Origin of the sequence: Paraburkholderia sp. OAS925 (assembly GCF_040543975.1) — a bacterium.
Taxonomy (GTDB): Bacteria; Pseudomonadota; Gammaproteobacteria; order Burkholderiales; family Burkholderiaceae; genus Paraburkholderia; species Paraburkholderia graminis.
Genome location: NZ_JBEUNO010000001.1, coordinates 939,906 through 956,735, shown reverse-complemented (window position 1 = coordinate 956,735; position 16,830 = coordinate 939,906). Strand labels below are relative to the sequence as shown.

The 16,830-nt window shown below is 63.9% G+C and carries 14 protein-coding genes; 9 read left to right on the top strand and 5 right to left on the bottom strand.

The genetic code is table 11. The features are described 5' to 3' along the window. Nucleotides 1–99: 99 nt before the first annotated feature. Entirely contained in the window at nt 100–2,235 is a 2,136-nt protein-coding gene (mutL, locus tag ABIE53_RS04255; RefSeq protein ID WP_107707309.1) for a DNA mismatch repair endonuclease MutL, read from the top strand. On the opposite strand, the gene ABIE53_RS04250 is transcribed toward mutL, so the two are convergent. After that, nucleotides 2,219–2,638, bottom strand: a complete 420-nt coding sequence (locus ABIE53_RS04250) for a hypothetical protein (RefSeq protein ID WP_192700029.1) — start codon at nt 2,636–2,638, stop codon at nt 2,219–2,221. The two genes, mutL and ABIE53_RS04250, sit on opposite strands and share 17 nt — an antisense overlap. A 117-nt stretch (nt 2,639–2,755) precedes the next feature. Here ABIE53_RS04250 and miaA point away from each other — a divergent pair, with 117 nt between their 5' ends. Beyond that, nucleotides 2,756–3,703, top strand: a complete 948-nt coding sequence (gene miaA / locus ABIE53_RS04245) for a tRNA (adenosine(37)-N6)-dimethylallyltransferase MiaA (RefSeq protein ID WP_107707311.1) — start codon at nt 2,756–2,758, stop codon at nt 3,701–3,703. A gap of 152 nt (nt 3,704–3,855) precedes the next feature. On the opposite strand, the gene purM is transcribed toward miaA, so the two are convergent. Next, nucleotides 3,856–4,923, bottom strand: coding sequence for a phosphoribosylformylglycinamidine cyclo-ligase (purM, locus tag ABIE53_RS04240; protein ID WP_006047871.1), 1,068 nt, complete (start codon nt 4,921–4,923; stop codon nt 3,856–3,858). Between the two features lie 150 nt (nt 4,924–5,073). On the opposite strand from purM, the gene ABIE53_RS04235 reads away from it, so the two are divergent. From ABIE53_RS04235 to panB, 7 genes are all read left to right on the top strand, one after another. Next, the gene (locus ABIE53_RS04235) at nt 5,074–6,150 is read left to right on the top strand and encodes an AI-2E family transporter (protein ID WP_006047872.1); all 1,077 of its coding nucleotides are present in this window, start codon (nt 5,074–5,076) and stop codon (nt 6,148–6,150) included. A gap of 71 nt (nt 6,151–6,221) precedes the next feature. Further along, on the top strand, nt 6,222–6,965 hold the full coding sequence (gene hda / locus ABIE53_RS04230) for a DnaA regulatory inactivator Hda (protein WP_029970417.1): 744 nt from the start codon (nt 6,222–6,224) through the stop codon (nt 6,963–6,965). Continuing rightward, entirely contained in the window at nt 6,958–7,644 is a 687-nt protein-coding gene (locus tag ABIE53_RS04225) for a histidinol-phosphatase (protein WP_006047874.1), read from the top strand. The genes hda and ABIE53_RS04225 overlap by 8 nt, the downstream gene beginning before the upstream one ends. After that, nucleotides 7,641–9,242 carry a polynucleotide adenylyltransferase PcnB gene (gene pcnB / locus ABIE53_RS04220; RefSeq protein WP_006047875.1) on the top strand — a complete coding sequence of 534 codons (1,602 nt, stop codon included), beginning with the start codon at nt 7,641–7,643 and terminating at the stop codon, nt 9,240–9,242. Before ABIE53_RS04225 ends, pcnB begins: the two co-directional genes overlap by 4 nt. Nucleotides 9,243–9,320: 78 nt before the next feature. Beyond that, nucleotides 9,321–9,854 carry a 2-amino-4-hydroxy-6-hydroxymethyldihydropteridine diphosphokinase gene (folK, locus tag ABIE53_RS04215; protein WP_192700028.1) on the top strand — a complete coding sequence of 178 codons (534 nt, stop codon included), beginning with the start codon at nt 9,321–9,323 and terminating at the stop codon, nt 9,852–9,854. Beyond that, nucleotides 9,851–10,531, top strand: a complete 681-nt coding sequence (locus ABIE53_RS04210) for a deoxynucleoside kinase (RefSeq protein ID WP_053857538.1) — start codon at nt 9,851–9,853, stop codon at nt 10,529–10,531. The genes folK and ABIE53_RS04210 overlap by 4 nt, the downstream gene beginning before the upstream one ends. A 33-nt stretch (nt 10,532–10,564) precedes the next feature. After that, the gene (panB, locus tag ABIE53_RS04205; protein ID WP_107707312.1) at nt 10,565–11,380 is read left to right on the top strand and encodes a 3-methyl-2-oxobutanoate hydroxymethyltransferase; all 816 of its coding nucleotides are present in this window, start codon (nt 10,565–10,567) and stop codon (nt 11,378–11,380) included. A gap of 30 nt (nt 11,381–11,410) precedes the next feature. Here the strand turns inward: panB and pabB are convergent, their stop codons facing one another. From pabB to dnaK, 3 genes are all read right to left on the bottom strand, one after another. Continuing rightward, nucleotides 11,411–13,303 carry an aminodeoxychorismate synthase component I gene (pabB, locus tag ABIE53_RS04200; protein ID WP_107707377.1) on the bottom strand — a complete coding sequence of 631 codons (1,893 nt, stop codon included), beginning with the start codon at nt 13,301–13,303 and terminating at the stop codon, nt 11,411–11,413. Nucleotides 13,304–13,328: 25 nt separating this feature from the next. Beyond that, nucleotides 13,329–14,468: a molecular chaperone DnaJ gene (gene dnaJ, locus ABIE53_RS04195; protein WP_006047880.1), complete on the bottom strand. Its 1,140-nt coding sequence runs from the start codon at nt 14,466–14,468 to the stop codon at nt 13,329–13,331. 269 nt (nt 14,469–14,737) lie between these two features. Beyond that, the gene (gene dnaK / locus ABIE53_RS04190) at nt 14,738–16,696 is read right to left on the bottom strand and encodes a molecular chaperone DnaK (RefSeq protein WP_006047881.1); all 1,959 of its coding nucleotides are present in this window, start codon (nt 16,694–16,696) and stop codon (nt 14,738–14,740) included. Nucleotides 16,697–16,830: the final 134 nt, after the last annotated feature.

Below are 16,830 nucleotides of genomic sequence, written 5' to 3'. Positions count from 1 at the left end.
ACCGCGTCATGATACAGAAAGTGCCCGGTCGATCCTGGAAAATCTCCGGCACGTTTACGCCATTCCAGGACGGCCGCGCCGAATCGCTATAATTTCGCCATGTCCGAATTCCCCGAAACGCCCGCCCGCGCCGACGCCTCCGCCGCTGCTGCCAGCACACAGAGCACGCCGAGTGCGCCGGGCACGCCCGCGCCGCGGCCGCTGCGCGCGATCCAGCCGCTGCCCGATCAGCTTATCAGCCAGATTGCCGCCGGCGAGGTGGTCGAGCGGCCGGCATCGGTCGTGAAGGAGTTGCTGGAAAACGCACTCGACGCAGGCGCGCAGACGTTGCGCATCATGCTCGATGAAGGCGGCGTCAAACGTATTTCGATTACCGACGACGGCTGCGGCATTCCCGAGAACGAACTGGCGCTCGCGTTGATGCGCCACGCGACCAGCAAGATCCGCTCGCTCGCCGAACTCGAGGCAGTGGCCACGCTCGGGTTTCGCGGCGAGGCGCTCGCGTCGATTGCATCGGTCGCGCAAATGACGATCACGAGCCGCACGGCCGATGCGCCGCACGCGATGCGCGTCGATGCGCAAACGGGTGTGCTGAGCCCCGCCGCAGGCACGCAAGGCACCACGATCGAAGTGCGCGAGCTGTACTTCAACACGCCGGCGCGCCGCAAATTCCTGAAGAGCGAACAGACCGAACTCGGGCATTGTCTCGAGCAGATTCGACGCGCCGCGCTGGCGCGTCCGGACGTCGCGATTTCGGTGCTGCATAACGGCAAGGCGGTCGAGCATTGGAACGCGAGTGAACCGCCGGTCCGGGTCGCGAAGATACTCGGCGAAACTTTCGCGACTGCTCATCTACCGCTCGACGAGTCGGCCGGCCCGCTCGCCGTCTACGGTTGCGCGGGTCTGCCGACCGCAAGCCGCGGGCGCTCGGATCAGCAGTACTTCTTCGTCAACGGCCGTTTCGTGCGCGACAAGCTGCTCACGCACGCGGTGCGCGCCGCTTATGAAGACGTGCTGCACGGCGATCGTTATCCGTCGTATGTGCTGTTTCTCGATCTGCCGCCCGAAGCGGTCGATGTGAACGTGCATCCGTCGAAGATCGAAGTGCGCTTCCGCGATTCGCGCTCGATTCATCAGTTCGTTTTTCACGCGGTTCAGCGGGCGTTGGCGCGTCATGCGGGCGCGTCGCCCGAAACGACGGCGGGCGGGCATGCGGCGCATTTGCAGGCGTCGGCGGGCGGAGCGGTTTCGTTGGGGACCCCGGCGTTTGGGGCGTCGTCCTTTGGCACGTCGCCGTCTGGCGCGTCGCCCATTAGCGGGGCGGGGTTTGGCGCGTCAGCGTCAGCCGCAACCGGTGCAGGCGGTGCCGCAGGCGGCTTCGGTGGGAACGCACCGAGCGGTGCGGTGGGCAGCGGCTTCAACGCGTCGCAGCCGGGCAACACCTGGATGCGCCAGTCGCGCATGACGCAGGGCACGCTGCCCGTCGCGCAGCCGCTCGCTTTCTACGACGCGCTGTTCGGCCGCAAGGACAACAGCGGGGTCGCGCAGCAAGGCGCGACGCTTTTCGAAGCACGCGATTCCGCCGCCGAAGGCGCGTCGCCGTATAACACGTCGGCGCCCTACGCCTCGCCCACGTTCAATCCCGCCGACGATCAGCCACTCGGCTTCGCGCTCGGCCAGATTCACGGCATCTATGTGCTCGCGCAGAATGCGCACGGGCTCGTGATCGTCGATATGCACGCCGCGCACGAGCGCATTCTGTACGAGCAGTTCAAGAATGCGCTGGCCGATCGCACGATCGCCGTGCAGCCGCTTCTGATTCCGCAGACGATGCAGGCCGATGCGGTTGAAATCGGCACCGTCGATGAAGAGCGCGACACGCTCGATGCACTCGGCTTCGATCTCGCCGTGCTGTCGCCGACCACGCTCGCCATCCGTGCAGTGCCGGCGCTGCTGAAAGACGCCGATTTGCAGGCGCTGGCGCGCGCGGTGCTGTCCGATCTGCACGCGTACGGCGGCTCGCGTGTGTTGACCGAGCGTCAGCACGAACTGCTCGGCACGCTCGCATGCCATCACGCGGTGCGCGCGAACCGGCGTCTGACGCTCGATGAAATGAACGCGCTGCTGCGGCAGATGGAGGCGACCGAACGCGCCGATCAATGCAATCACGGGCGTCCGACGTGGTATCAATTGACGCTGTCCGATCTCGATCGGCTGTTCATGCGCGGGCAGTGACGGTGGGGGTTTTGGTGCGCGTGGTGGGCTCGATGGTCTTGACGCGCGCGACGCCCGCGATGTTCTCGATGCGCCTGATGTTCTCGATGCGCTTTGTACGCTTGGTCCGCTCGATGGTCCTGATGCGCGCGACGCCCGCGATGTTCCCGATGCGCCTCATGCTCTTGATGCGCTCGATGTGCTTTGTGCGCTCGGTCCGCTCGACGGTCTTGATGCGCGTGACGCCCGCGAAGTTCTCGATGCGCCTCAACCCCTCGATGCTCTTGATGCCCGCGACGCGCTCGATGCCCTTGATGCCTTCGATGCTCTTGATGCCCGCGACGCGCTCGATGCCCTTGATGCCTTCCATGCGCCTGGTGTTCTCAATGCGCCTGATGCGCTCGATGCGCTTAACGCCCTTCATGCCTTTGGCGCCCTCGATGCTCCCGACGCCCGCAACACACCTGATGCGCTCCACGCACGCAACCCCCTTAATACGCTCAACGCCCCCAGCGTCCGACTCTCCCCCGCCGGCCCGCCCATGACCGCCCGCCCCCCCACGCCCATCCCCTGCCTACTCGGCCCGACCGCCTCAGGCAAGACCGCAGCCGCGCTAGCACTGGCCACCCGGCGCCCAATCGAAATCGTCAGCGTCGATTCCGCACTCGTCTATCGTCAGATGGACATCGGCACCGCAAAGCCGACCGCCGAAGAACGCGCGATCGCGCCGCATCATCTGATCGATATCGTCGACCCGGCCAACGCCTACTCAGCCGCCGAATTTCGCGCCGACGCGTTGCGCCTCACGGCCGAGATCCAGGCGCGCGGCCGGCTGCCGCTGCTGGTGGGCGGAACGATGCTGTACTACAAGGCGCTCACGCAGGGGCTCAACGACTTGCCCGCCGCCGATCCCAACGTGCGCGCGCAACTGGACGCCGACGCCGCGCGCGACGGCTGGCCGGCGCTGCATGCGCGCCTCGCCGCCGTCGATCCCGCGACAGCCGCGCGCCTCGCACCCAATGACTCGCAGCGCATCCAGCGCGCGCTCGAAGTCTTCATGCTGACCGGCGAGGCGATGTCGACGCTGCTGGCCGCGCCCGCGCGCACCGACGATGCCGCGGCCGATTGGCGCTTCGTGCCGATCGCGCTCGAGCCTTCCGACCGGAGCGTGCTGCACGCGCGCATCGAGCGGCGTTTCGACGCGATGCTGGAAAACGGTTTCGTCGATGAAGTGGTGAAGCTGCGGGAACGCGGCGATCTGTCGCCCGAGATGCCGTCGATGCGTTGCGTCGGCTACCGGCAAGTCTGGGAATATCTGGACGGCGCGGTCGACTATGCAACCATGCGCGACAAAGGCGTGTTCGCGACGCGGCAATTGTGCAAGCGGCAGCTCACATGGCTGCGCAGCATGGACGAGCGCGTGGTGGTGGACTGCTGCGATCGAGAAGCAACGGCGCGCGTGCTCGAGGTGATTGAAGCGTTGACGTAAAGCGTAAAGCGTAAAGCGCGGGATATGAAGCAACGCCGTGAGGCGCGAAAAGCGTGAAAGCAAACCGGCGAAAGCAAACCGGCAAACGCAAGCCGGCAAATCACAGCCCGCGCGGCGCAATCCATCGCAACGCCGCGCGAACCACCGACCTTTTAAACCACAACCGTCTGCGCTTCACCCGCAGCGCTTTCGCGAATCACGCCGATCTTCCACACCTGCTCGCCGGCCGCCGACAACAGACCGATCGCGGCATCTGCGTCCGCAGCCGACACGACGACTGCCATGCCGATCCCGCAATTGAACACGCGATGCATTTCCGCGTCCGCGACGCCGCCGTGCTTTTGCAGCCACGAGAACAGCGGCGGCAGCGGCCAGCCACGATGATCGAGTTCGGCCGTCAGACCTTCGCGCAAAACGCGCGGAATATTTTCGACGAGCCCGCCGCCCGTGATGTGCGCCATGCCCTTCACGGCGATCTGCTGCATCAGCGCGAGGAGCGGCTTCACGTAGATATGCGTGGGCGCCATCAACGCGTCGGCGAGCGAACGGCCGTCGAAATCCGCGTTCAGATCGGGCTGCGCGCGCTCGATGATCTTGCGCACGAGCGAAAAACCATTCGAGTGGATGCCGCTCGAAGCGAGGCCCAGCACGACGTCGCCGGGGGCGATCGTGCTGCCGTCGATAATCTTGCTCTTTTCGACCGCGCCGACCGCGAAGCCCGCCAGATCGTATTCGCCGTCGGGATACATGCCCGGCATTTCAGCGGTTTCGCCGCCGATCAGCGCGCAGCCCGCCAGTTCGCAACCATAAGCGATGCCCTTGACCACGGTCGCCGCCGTGCCCACGTCGAGCTTGCCGCACGCGAAGTAGTCGAGGAAAAAGAGCGGCTCCGCGCCTTGCACGAGAATGTCGTTCACGCTCATCGCGACCAGATCCTGGCCCACGGTGTCGTGCTTGTTCAACTGAAAGGCGAGGCGCAGCTTCGTGCCCACGCCGTCCGTGCCCGACACCAGCACGGGTTCCTTGTACCGCTTCGGCACCTCGAACAGCGCGCCGAATCCGCCGATGCCGCCCAGCACGCCGTCGCGCATCGTCTTTTTGGCAAAGGGCTTGATTGCGTCGACGAGAGCGTCGCCCGCGTCGATGTCCACGCCAGCGTCCCGATACGACAGACCTTGGGCCGAATCAGTGGAATTCGGGGCGGATTTCGGTTGATTCATGGGGGGAGCGCTCGAAGGTCGGTAAAATGCGATTTTACCCGATGCCGATCGAGAGTTGGCGCTTCAGCGCTTACTCCGGTCCCATAGAGAGTTGCCGGCCGGCTGGCTGGAATTTGATCATCCGGTTCCGACGACACCAGGGAAACAACTTTGCAACAGAATTCCTCGATACTGACTCCGGTGCAGCGCCGCGCCTTCATCTGGCTCGCTATTGCGCTCGGCGTCGGCATTCTGCTGTGGCTGCTGAGTCCGGTTCTCACGCCCTTTCTGCTCGGCGCGATTCTCGCCTACATCCTGCAGCCCGGCGTCGCGTGGATGGTGCGCCGGCGCGTGCCGCGCGCACTCGCCGCCTTGCTGATGATGCTGCTTTTCACGTTGCTGATGACGCTGCTGGTGCTGCTCGTGTTCGCCGTCATCCAGAAGGAAGGGCCGCAGTTGCGGCAGCAGGTGCCGCAGCTTTTCGCGCATGTGAATGCGTGGCTGCAACCCAAGCTCGCCATGCTCGGCCTCGCCGATTCGCTCGACTTCGCGAGCGTGCGCGACATGGTGATGGGTCAGCTTGAAGGCAGTGCGCAGACGGTCGCACGGTATGCGTGGACGTCGATCGTGACAAGCGGCAACGTCATGATGACCGTGGTCGGCAATCTCGTGATGGTGCCGCTCGTGCTGTTCTATCTGCTTTACGACTGGAACCGCATGCTGCTGCGCATGCAGAGCGTGGTGCCGCGGCGCTGGCTCGACAAGACGCTGCAACTCGCGCGCGACATGGATCAGATGCTGTCGCAATACCTGCGCGGCCAGTTGCTCGTGATGGGCGTGCTCGCCGTGTTCTACGCGGCCGCGCTCAGCATCGCCGGCTTCGAGATTGCGTTGCCCGTGGGCATTTTCACGGGGCTCGCCGTGTTCATTCCGTATATCGGCTTCGCGACCGGTCTTGCGCTTGCGCTGCTCGCGGCGCTGCTGCAGTTCGGCAACTGGTACGGCTTCGGCGCGGTCGCGCTGATTTACGGCGTCGGGCAGATCGTGGAGAGCTTTTATCTCACGCCGCGTCTCGTCGGCGAGCGAATCGGCCTGCACCCGCTCGCGGTTATCTTCGCGCTGCTCGCGTTCGGGCAGTTGTTCGGCTTTTTCGGCGTGCTGCTCGCGCTGCCGGTCAGCGCGATTCTGTCGGTGGCGATGCGCGAGTTGCGGCAAAGCTATCTGCAAAGCACGCTCTATAACAATTGATGTTCTGCTCCGGCGTCCCGGCTCAGCGGGACACTTCGCGGCTTCAGCCTTACTTTCGGCATTAACCTACTGTGCTTCGTCAACTGACGCTCGATCTCGGCACGCCGCCGCCATCGACATTCGACAATTTTTTCGCCGGCGCGAACGCCGAGCTGGTCACGCGCCTGCGTGAGCTCGATAGCGCGCTCGCCGCCGGGCCGGTCGCCGATCGCACGTTCTACATCTGGGGCGAAGCGGGCAGCGGCCGCACACATCTGCTGCAAGCACTCGTGCACGAAGCGCCGCGCGGACATGCGCGCTTCGCCGGTCCGCAAAGCAGCCTCGCCGCGTTCAGTTTCGATCCGCGCGTCGCGCTGTATGCAATCGACGATTGCGACGGCCTCTCCGCCGCGCAGCAGGTCGCCGTGTTCAATCTCTTCAACGAAGTGCGCGCGCATCCGACCAGCGCGCTCGTCGCCACCGGCAACGCGCCGCCGATCGGCATGACGGTGCGCGAAGATCTGCGCACGCGGCTCGGCTGGGGCCTCGTGTTCCATCTCGCGCCCTTGCCCGACGAAGGCAAAGCCGCCGTGCTGAAGCACGCGGCCCGCGAGCGCGGCATCATGCTCGCCGACGACGTGCCCGCCTATCTGCTCACGCACTTTCGCCGCGACATGCCGAGCCTGATGGCGCTGCTCGACGCGCTCGACCGCTTCTCGCTCGAACAGAAGCGCGCGGTCACGCTGCCGCTCTTGCGCACGATGCTGGCTTCGCCCGGCCAGGACGGCCCCGCCGCGTCGTCCGCCGCTTCAAGTAAAATAGACCCCCATGGCTAATCTCGCACTCTTCGACCTCGATCACACGCTCATTCCCACCGACAGCGACCACGAATGGGGCCGCTTCATGGTGAAACACGGCATGGTCGACGCCGAAAACTTCGCCCGTGACAACGACCGCTTTTACGCCGACTACAAGGCCGGCAAGCTCGACATTCACGCCTATCTGATCGCCATGCTCACGCCGCTCGCCAAGTACACGCGCGCGCAACTCGCGGACTTTCACGCGCAGTACATGCATGAAGTGATCACGCCGGCCATCCTTCCGGCGGCGGTCGAACTGGTCAAGCGGCACCGCGAAGCGGGCGACCTGTGCTGCGTGGTCACGGCCACCAACGAATTCATCACCCGTCCCATTGCGAGCGCGTTCGGCGTCGACACGCTGATCGCCTGCGAAGCGGAAACCGTCGACGGCCAGCCGCATTCGGCCTACACGGGCCGCCCCACCGGCACGCCGAGCTACAAGGAAGGCAAGATCGTGCGCACCGAGGCATGGCTCGCATCGCTCGGCAAAAGCTGGAGCGACTTCGAGCACAGCTATTTCTACAGCGATTCGCACAACGACATTCCGCTGCTCGAAAAGGTCACCGACCCAATCGCGACCAATCCGGACGACACATTGCGTGCTCATGCACAAGCCAAGGGCTGGCGCATCCTCGAACTCTTTCAACCCCAGTGATCAAAAAACTCATTCGCAAGCTATTCGGCCAGGACACAGCATCCGCCGACGACACGCTGCCGGCTGAAGCCGACGCAGACGAAACCGGCAGCGCACCGGCACACCATGCACAAGGCGCCGCGGGCGCGGGCCGCGCGCGCCGCAAGCCGGCTCGCGGCGGCGCGTCCACCAAACCACAGGTGCCGGACCCCGACGTGCCGGTCATCATTCCGCACGACGTGCACGGCATCGACCCCACGCTGATCTCGCGCAACGCGATTCGCGTGACCGAAGGGCTTCAGCAGGCGGGGCACCGGGCGTTTATCGTCGGCGGTGCGGTGCGCGATCTGCTGCTCGGCATCAAGCCGAAAGATTTCGACGTCGCGACCGACGCCACGCCCGAGCAGGTGCAGAAGCTGTTTCGCCGTGCGCGCATCATCGGCCGCCGGTTTCAGATCGTGCATGTGCAGTTCGGCCAGGAAATCATCGAAACGTCGACGTTCCGCGCGCTGGTCGATCCGCCCGCCGCTGACGCTGCGCCGCCGCGGCGCCTGAAGCGCGACGAGCTCGATCGCCGCACGCACGCGGTGGACGCGAGCGGCCGCGTGCTGCGCGACAACGTGTGGGGCGAGCAGCACGAAGACGCCACGCGCCGCGACTTCACGATCAACGCGATGTACTACGATCCGGCCACGGAGACCGTGCTGGATTATCACAACGGCATGGCCGACGTGCGCGCGCGTCTGTTGCGCATGATCGGCGATCCGGCCACGCGTTATCGCGAAGATCCGGTGCGCATGCTGCGCGTCGTGCGTTTCGCGGCCAAGCTCGACTTCGAGATCGAAGACGCGACGCGCGACCCGATCGCGAAAATGGCCGATCTGATCAACAACGTGCCGGCCGCGCGTCTCTTCGACGAGATGCTGAAGCTCATGCTGTCCGGACACGCGCTCGCCTGTCTGAAGCGCTTGCGCCAGGAAGGTCTGCATCACGGACTGTTGCCCTTGCTCGACGTCGTGCTCGAGCAGCCGACCGGCGAAAAATTCATCACGCTCGCGCTCAACAATACCGACGCACGCGTGCGCGCCGGCAAGCCAGTGTCGCCGGGTTTTCTGTTTGCAACACTTTTGTGGCACGACGTACAGCAGCGCTGGCAGAAATTCGAAGCGAACGGCGAGTATCCGGTGCCCGCGCTGCATCGCGCGATGGACGAAGTGCTCGACATGCAGACCGAGAAACTCGCTATCCACAAGCGTTTTTCGTCCGATATGCGCGAGATCTGGGGCTTGCAGTTGCGCCTCGAAAAACGTTCGGGAAGAAGCGCGCTGAAGCTGCTGGAACACCAAAGATTTAGAGCGGGGTATGATTTCCTCCTGTTGCGCTGCGAATCGGGCGAACTCGACGAGTCGGTCGGAGCGTGGTGGACGGAGTTCATCGAAGGAGACATCGCGGCGCGTGAGGCATTGCTCACGCAAGGCGGGAAGGACCGAAGCCCCAGAAAACGACGGCGGCGCGGCGGTGGCGCCAGAAACCGCAAACCGGGCGACGGAATGGAGGGCGGCACGCCAGCCGAACGCACAGACGCCGAAGCGGGCCACGACAGCCCGCACGAAGACTGAAGCAGCGTTCGCTAACGCAGCGCTGGTTCATGCAGCGTCGGCTGAAGCCGTCGAACGATAGTTGCAGGAAGTTATGCCATGACGGTTGCTTATCTCGGCCTCGGCGCGAATCTCGGGGACGCGCGCCAGACCCTGAAAGACGCGGTGGTGTGCCTCGCACAACAGCACACCATCACCGTGCTCGCCAAGTCGAGCCTGTATTGCACTGCCCCGATCGACGCGGGCGGTGACGACTATTTCAACTGTGTCGTGAAGATCGACACGACGCTCCCCGTGCGGCATCTGCTTGCGCTGTGCCACAAGATCGAGCATCAGTTCGGCCGTGAACGGCCCTTTCGCAATGCACCGCGCACGCTCGATCTGGACATCCTGCTCTTCGGCGATCAATCCATCGACGAAGCCGACTTGATCGTTCCGCATCCCCGTCTTGTCGAACGCGCGTTTGCGCTGGTTCCGCTCGTCGAGATCGACGCCGCGCTGATCATTCCGCGGCATGGCCGCGCTGACGCGCTGCTCGACGGCGTACGCGAACAACGCATCGAGAAGGTCAAAGGGCCTTGCCAGTGCCCGACGCTCAACGCCCTCAACGCCGGCAAAGGCCGCTGCGAATGAATTCACCGCCACTCACCGTCACCGCGCCGCAATTGCGGCCTCCGTTCGGCTATCTTGCGATCGAAGGGCCGATCGGCGTCGGCAAGACATCGCTCGCGCGGCGTCTCGCGCAACGCTGGTCGATGCAGGAATTGTTCGAGCGGCCCGAAGACAATCCCTTCCTCGAACGCTTTTATCGCGACACCACGCGTTATGCGTTGCCCGCGCAATTGCATTTCGCGTTGCAACGCGCGCAGCAGGCGCAGGACGTGAACGCGGTACAACTGGCCGGCACGCCGCTCATCGCCGATTTCATGACGCAGAAGAACGACATCTTCGCGCGTCTCACGCTGCAGGAAGACGAGTGGCATTTGTACCGCGCGCTCGCCGCGCGGCTCGAAGTGAGCGCGCCGGCGCCGGACTTCGTCGTGTATTTGCAGGCGAGTCCCGAGGTGCTGTTCTCGCGCATTCAGAAGCGCGCGGTGCCTATGGAATTGCAGATTTCCGACGCCTATCTGCATGCGCTCTGCGACGCGTATAACGAGTTCTTCTATCACTACGACCGCACGCCGGTGCTGACGGTCAACGCCGAACATCTGAATCCGCTCGACTCCGACGCGGACCTTGCGCTGCTCGCCGAACGCATCGAAACCATGCGCGGCCGCAAGGAATTCTTTGTCAAAGGCACGTCGCTTTAAGCGGCGCGCGCCCCTCTTTCAACGGATCGACCCATGACCTATTTGCAGGAAGCGAGCCGGAACGCGATCACCGTGCCGAAACTGCAGGCAATGCGCGATGCGGGCGAGAAAATCGCCATGCTCACCTGTTACGACGCGAGCTTTGCGGCGCTGCTCGATCGCGCGGGCGTCGACGTTTTGCTGATCGGCGATTCGCTCGGCAACGTGCTGCAAGGGCAGACCACGACGCTGCCGGTGTCGCTCGCCGATATTGCGTATCACACGGCCAGTGTGGCGCGTGCCCGGCCGTCGGCGTTGATCGTCGCCGACTTGCCGTTCGGCACTTACGGTACGGCGGAACAGGCGTACCGAAGCTCCGTCGAACTGATGCGCGCCGGCGCACAGATGGTGAAGCTGGAAGGCGGCGAGTGGCTTGGCGACACCGTGCGCTTTCTGGTCGAGCGCTCGATTCCGGTGTGCGCGCATGTTGGACTGACGCCGCAGTCGGTGCATGCGTTCGGCGGCTTCAAGGTGCAAGGCAAGACCGAGGAAGGCGCGAACCAGTTGCTGCGCGATTCACTCGCGATGCAAGCGGCGGGCGCGCAGCTCATCGTGATGGAAGCCATTCCGACGCTGCTCGCCAGCGAAGTCACGAAGCAGTTGCGTATTCCGACGATCGGCATTGGCGCCGGGCTCGATTGCTCAGGTCAGGTGCTGGTGTTGCATGACATGCTGGGGATTTTTCCCGGCAAGCGACCGCGCTTCGTGAAGGATTTCATGCAGGGCCAGCCGAGCATTCTCGCGGCGGTTGAAGCCTATGTGCGTGCGGTGAAGGATGGGGCGTTTCCTGGGCCCGAGCATACGTTTTGAGGGTTTGGGTGGCGCGGGATTAGGACCGTTCTAACGGATAACCCGCGCCGGCAGCGCTCCGCGCAGCGCATTGCAGATCATCAGCGCTTCGGCGTTCAACAGATCCGCCTGCGTCAGCACTCTTTCTTTCGCCTGCAAGCTCGCGTCGTCCTCGAGCAGCACGCTTCGCATCACGCCCGGCAACACGCCCGACCCGAGCGGCGGCGTCCACCACTTGCCCGCCAGCTTCACAAACACGTTCGACCGCCCGCCTTCCGTCAACTCGCCTCGTTCGTTGAAGAACAGCGTGTCGAACGCGCCTTTCGCCTCGGCCTCGCGCCAGCCGCGGTCATATTCGGCGCGGCGCGTGGTCTTGTGGTGCAACAGCGGATCGCCGGATTGCATCGTCGGGAAGCCGTGATCCGTTGCGAGCAGCACGCCGACCGTCGAGTCGGCCAACGGCGTCAGGATCGCAGCCGTGATCTGCGTTGCGCCATTCTTGGCTAGTGCGAGACGCATGCGATGCGCAGTCTTTGCAGGCAACGCCGCGCATTGTTCCGCAATCTGTGCGCGCACGGCTTCGGCATCGAATGGAAAGCCCAACGCCGCGGCACTTGCCGAGAGTCTCGCGAGATGGCGCGACAGATAACGCACCCCATCTTCGCGCGTCGCGTGCATGGTTTCGAACAGTTCGAATCCCGGCTCAGCGCCGGTCAGAAAGCGCGCTTTCAATCGACACTCCGCGTATTCGTCTTCGGCGACGCTGTCGAGCACGATGCCCGCGCCGATGCCCATCGTGCCGCGCAACGAGCCTGCTTGCGCCGACGGCTTCAACGTCAGCGTGCGAATGGCGACCGACATGCAGAAGTCGCCGCACGCATTTCCACCCGAGCCCGCCGGTTCCGACGCGGCCGCGTCCAGCCAGCCGATCGCGCCGGTATAGAGTCCGCGCGGCGTGCTCTCGAGTTCGTCGATCAACTGCATCGTGCGATGCTTCGGCGCGCCGGTGATCGAGCCGCAAGGAAACAGCGCGCGCAGTATGCCGGCGAACGACGTGCCGGGCCGCAAAGCGGCCTCCACCGTCGACGTCATCTGCCAGACCGACGCATATGGCTCGACCGAAAAGAGCGCCGGCACCTTGACCGAGCCCGTCTGCGCGACACGCGACAAATCGTTGCGCAACAGATCGACGATCATCACGTTCTCGGCGCGATTCTTCGGATCGCTGCCAAGGAATTCTGCGACGCCGCGATCCGTTGCGGGATCGTCCGAGCGCGGCGCCGTGCCTTTCATCGGACGGGCGCGCAACGTAGCGCCCTGCTTCTCAACGAACAGCTCGGGCGAACACGACAGCACCCACGCGCCGCCCGGCAGTGCGATCAACGCGCCATAGCGGACCGGCTGCCGCGCCCTCAACCGCCGATACAGCGCGACGGGCGAGCCGAACACGTCGAAGCCAAGACGGTATGTGTAGTTGACCTGATACGAATCGCCGGCGTGCAGCGCGCTGTGAATCGCGCCGATCGCCGCGTTGAACTGCTCGGGCTCGACGCTCTCGCGCACATTCGCCGTGCCCGCCACCGACGGCTCAGCAAGACCCCCGTCTTCGTTCACGAGCCACGCGTCGACTGCATCGCGCGAAAGTTTTTCGCAACGTTCGAACAATAAAAAACGCAGCGTGGCATCGCCATGCTGCGTTTTGAACGACGGACCCGATTCCCCGTCGAGAAGATGCCGGCCGAATTCATAGTCGGCGAGCACGACGGCATGCAGACCGAGCCGCGCGTCCGCTACCGCGGCTTCGCACACGGCTTCGAGCTGCGCGGCGTTCGCGCACACGCGCTCATGCACGAGGCGCGTGTACAAACGGCTTGAGCGGCGCGCCGCCGACGCGTCGCAATCATCGAGCAATGCAAACACTGCGCCGCGCTCATCTGCCGTCATGCTGACCGCCAACCTCAAACCGCCATTAATCGAAGAAGCTCTTCACCCGGTCGAACCAGCTCTTGCTTTGCGGGCTATGCCGCGCGCCGCCTTCCACCAAGGCCTTCTCGAATTGCTTGAGCAGATCGCGCTGCGGTTCGGTGAGCTTGACCGGCGTTTCGACCTGCACATGCACGTACAGGTCGCCGGGAATGCTCGAACGCAGGCCCTTGATGCCCTTGCCGCGCAACCGGAACGTCTTGCCCGATTGCGTGCCTTCGGGCACCGTGAAGCTCGCGCGGCCGGCAAGCGTCGGCACTTCGATCTCGCCGCCCAATGCTGCCGTGGTGAACGGAATCGGCATCTGGCAATGCAGATCGTCGCCGTCGCGCTCGAACACCGAGTGCTGCTTGATGTGAATCTCGACGTACAGATCGCCCGACGGTCCGCCGTTGATGCCCGGTTCGCCGTTGCCGGCGGAACGGATGCGCATGCCGTCGTCGATCCCTGCCGGAATCTTCACTTCGAGCGTCTTGGTTTCCTTCACCTTGCCCGCGCCGTGGCAGTGACCGCAAGGCTCGGGAATATAGGTGCCGGTGCCGTGACACTTCGGACACGTTTGCTGAATGCTGAAGAAGCCTTGCGACATGCGCACCGCGCCCGAACCGCTACAGGTCGGACAGGTTTCCGGCTTCGTGCCGGGTTTCGCGCCCGAGCCGTGACAGACTTCGCACGAGACCCAGCTCGGCACGCGGATCTGCGTTTCGTAGCCGTGCGCCGCCTGCTCGAGCGTGATTTCCATGCTGTAGCGCAAGTCGGCGCCGCGATACACCTGCGGGCCCGCACGGCCACCGCCGCGCGCGGCGCCCCCGGCCGCCTGGCCGAAGATGTCGCCGAAGATATCGCCGAACGCATCGGCAAAACCGCCGAAGCCTTGCGCGCCGGCTCCGCCCATGTTCGGATCGACGCCCGCGTGACCATACTGGTCATACGCGGCGCGCTTTTGCGAGTCCGAGAGCATTTCGTAGGCTTCCTTCACCTCCTTGAAATGCTCTTCCGCATCCTTGTTGCCCGGATTGCGGTCGGGGTGATGCTTCATCGCCAGCTTGCGATAAGCCTTCTTGATTTCGTCGTCGCTCGCGTTCTTTGCGACGCCCAGAACCTCGTAGTAATCCCGTTTCGCCATATCGGTTCAACGCCCCTCGCGCAATGCCGCGCGGTGGCTCCTCTTGAATGCTGGAGTCTCACGACTCGTCCGGCCGCTGTTTCATGCCGCCTGAATACGGCAAAAAACAACGCCCTCCATAAAACAAATGTGCCCGGAGAGCCTAAAAGGCTCGCCAGGCGTGATAACCGCTCTTGCACGTTCCCGCGTCCGGATGGGCGCGGTCCCTTGTGCAGCCGGGCCGCACACAAAACCCGTGTGCGGCTTTACGGTCGGAATGCGACCTGGCTTTAGTCTTTCTTGACTTCCTTGAAGTCGGCGTCGACCACATCGTCCTGCGGCTGGCTCGCGCCACCCGCCGATGCACCCGCGCTCGCGCCCGCCGCGCCTGCTGCCGCAGCTTCGGCGCCTTGCGCAGCCTGCATGTCGGCGTACATCTTCTCGCCCATCTTCTGCGAGGCCGTGGCCACTGCTTCGATCTTGGCTTCGATCGCCGCCTTGTCGCTCGAACCGCTCTTCAGCGTTTCTTCGAGGTCCTTCAGCGCGGATTCGATCTTTTCCTTCTCGGCAGCTTCCAGCTTGTCGCCGTATTCGGTGAGCGCCTTCTTCGTGCTATGGACCAGCGCGTCGCCCTGGTTGCGGGCATCGGCCAGCTCACGCAGCTTGTGATCTTCTTCCGCGTTGGCTTCGGCGTCCTTCACCATCTTCTCGATTTCGGCTTCAGACAGACCCGAGTTCGCCTTGATCGTGATACGGTTTTCCTTGCCGGTCGCCTTGTCCTTCGCGCCGACGTGCAGAATGCCGTTTGCGTCGATGTCGAAGCTCACCTCGATCTGCGGCGTGCCGCGCGGTGCCGGCGGAATACCTTCCAGGTTGAACTCGCCGAGCAGCTTGTTGCCCGCTGCCATTTCGCGTTCGCCCTGATACACCTTGATCGTCACGGCGCTCTGGTTGTCGTCGGCCGTCGAGTAGACCTGCGAATGCTTGGTCGGGATCGTGGTGTTCTTGTTGATCATCTTCGTCATCACGCCGCCGAGCGTTTCGATGCCGAGCGACAGCGGGGTCACGTCGAGCAGCAGAACGTCCTTGCGGTCACCCGACAGAACCTGACCTTGAATCGCGGCGCCAACGGCCACGGCTTCGTCCGGGTTCACGTCGCGGCGCGGGTCCTTGCCGAAGAATTCCTTAACCTTTTCCTGCACCTTCGGCATGCGGGTCATACCGCCGACCAGAATCACGTCGTCGATTTCGCCGACCTTCACGCCTGCGTCCTTGATCGCCACGCGGCACGGTTCGATCGTGCGTTCGATCAGCTCCTCAACCAGCGCTTCCAGCTTGGCGCGCGTGATCTTCAGATTCAAATGCTTCGGACCCGACGCGTCAGCCGTGATGTACGGCAGGTTGATTTCGGTCTGCTGGCTCGACGACAGCTCGATCTTGGCCTTTTCAGCCGATTCCTTCAGGCGCTGCAGCGCGAGCACGTCTTTCGACAGATCGACGCCTTGCTCTTTCTTGAACTCGCCGATGATGTAGTCGATGATGCGCTGGTCGAAGTCTTCACCGCCGAGGAACGTGTCGCCGTTCGTGGACAGCACTTCGAACTGCTTCTCACCGTCGACGTCCGCGATTTCGATGATCGACACGTCGAACGTACCGCCGCCCAGGTCATACACGGCGATCTTGCGGTCGCCCTTCTCGTTCTTGTCGAGACCGAACGCGAGCGCGGCTGCGGTCGGTTCGTTGATGATGCGCTTGACTTCCAGACCGGCGATGCGCCCCGCATCTTTGGTTGCCTGACGCTGGCTGTCGTTGAAGTACGCGGGAACCGTGATCACGGCTTCGGTGACCGGCTCGCCGAGGTAGTCTTCAGCGGTCTTCTTCATCTTGCGCAGCACTTCCGCGGAGATCTGCGGCGGAGCGAGCTTCTGATCGCGCACTTCGACCCATGCGTCGCCGTTCTCGGCCTTCATGATCTTGTACGGCATCAGGCCGATGTCTTTCTGAACTTCCTTCTCTTCGAAGCGGCGGCCGATCAGGCGCTTCACCGCGTACAGCGTGTTCTTCGGGTTCGTGACCGACTGACGCTTGGCAGGCGCGCCGACGAGAATCTCGCCGTCTTCCATATACGCGATGATCGACGGCGTGGTGCGCGCACCTTCCGAGTTCTCGATCACCTTGACCGAATTGCCTTCCATGATCGCCACGCACGAGTTGGTCGTGCCGAGGTCGATACCGATGATTTTGCCCATTTTTACTAATCTCCTGACTTTGATCGCTGCGGGAAGCGCCCTGTTTGCCGTTCGGCGGCAAGGCGATCCGCCCTGAATTCACACTGCACTGAACATAAGTGCGTCCGCATCGTTTTCAAGACCTCTTTTGCGAT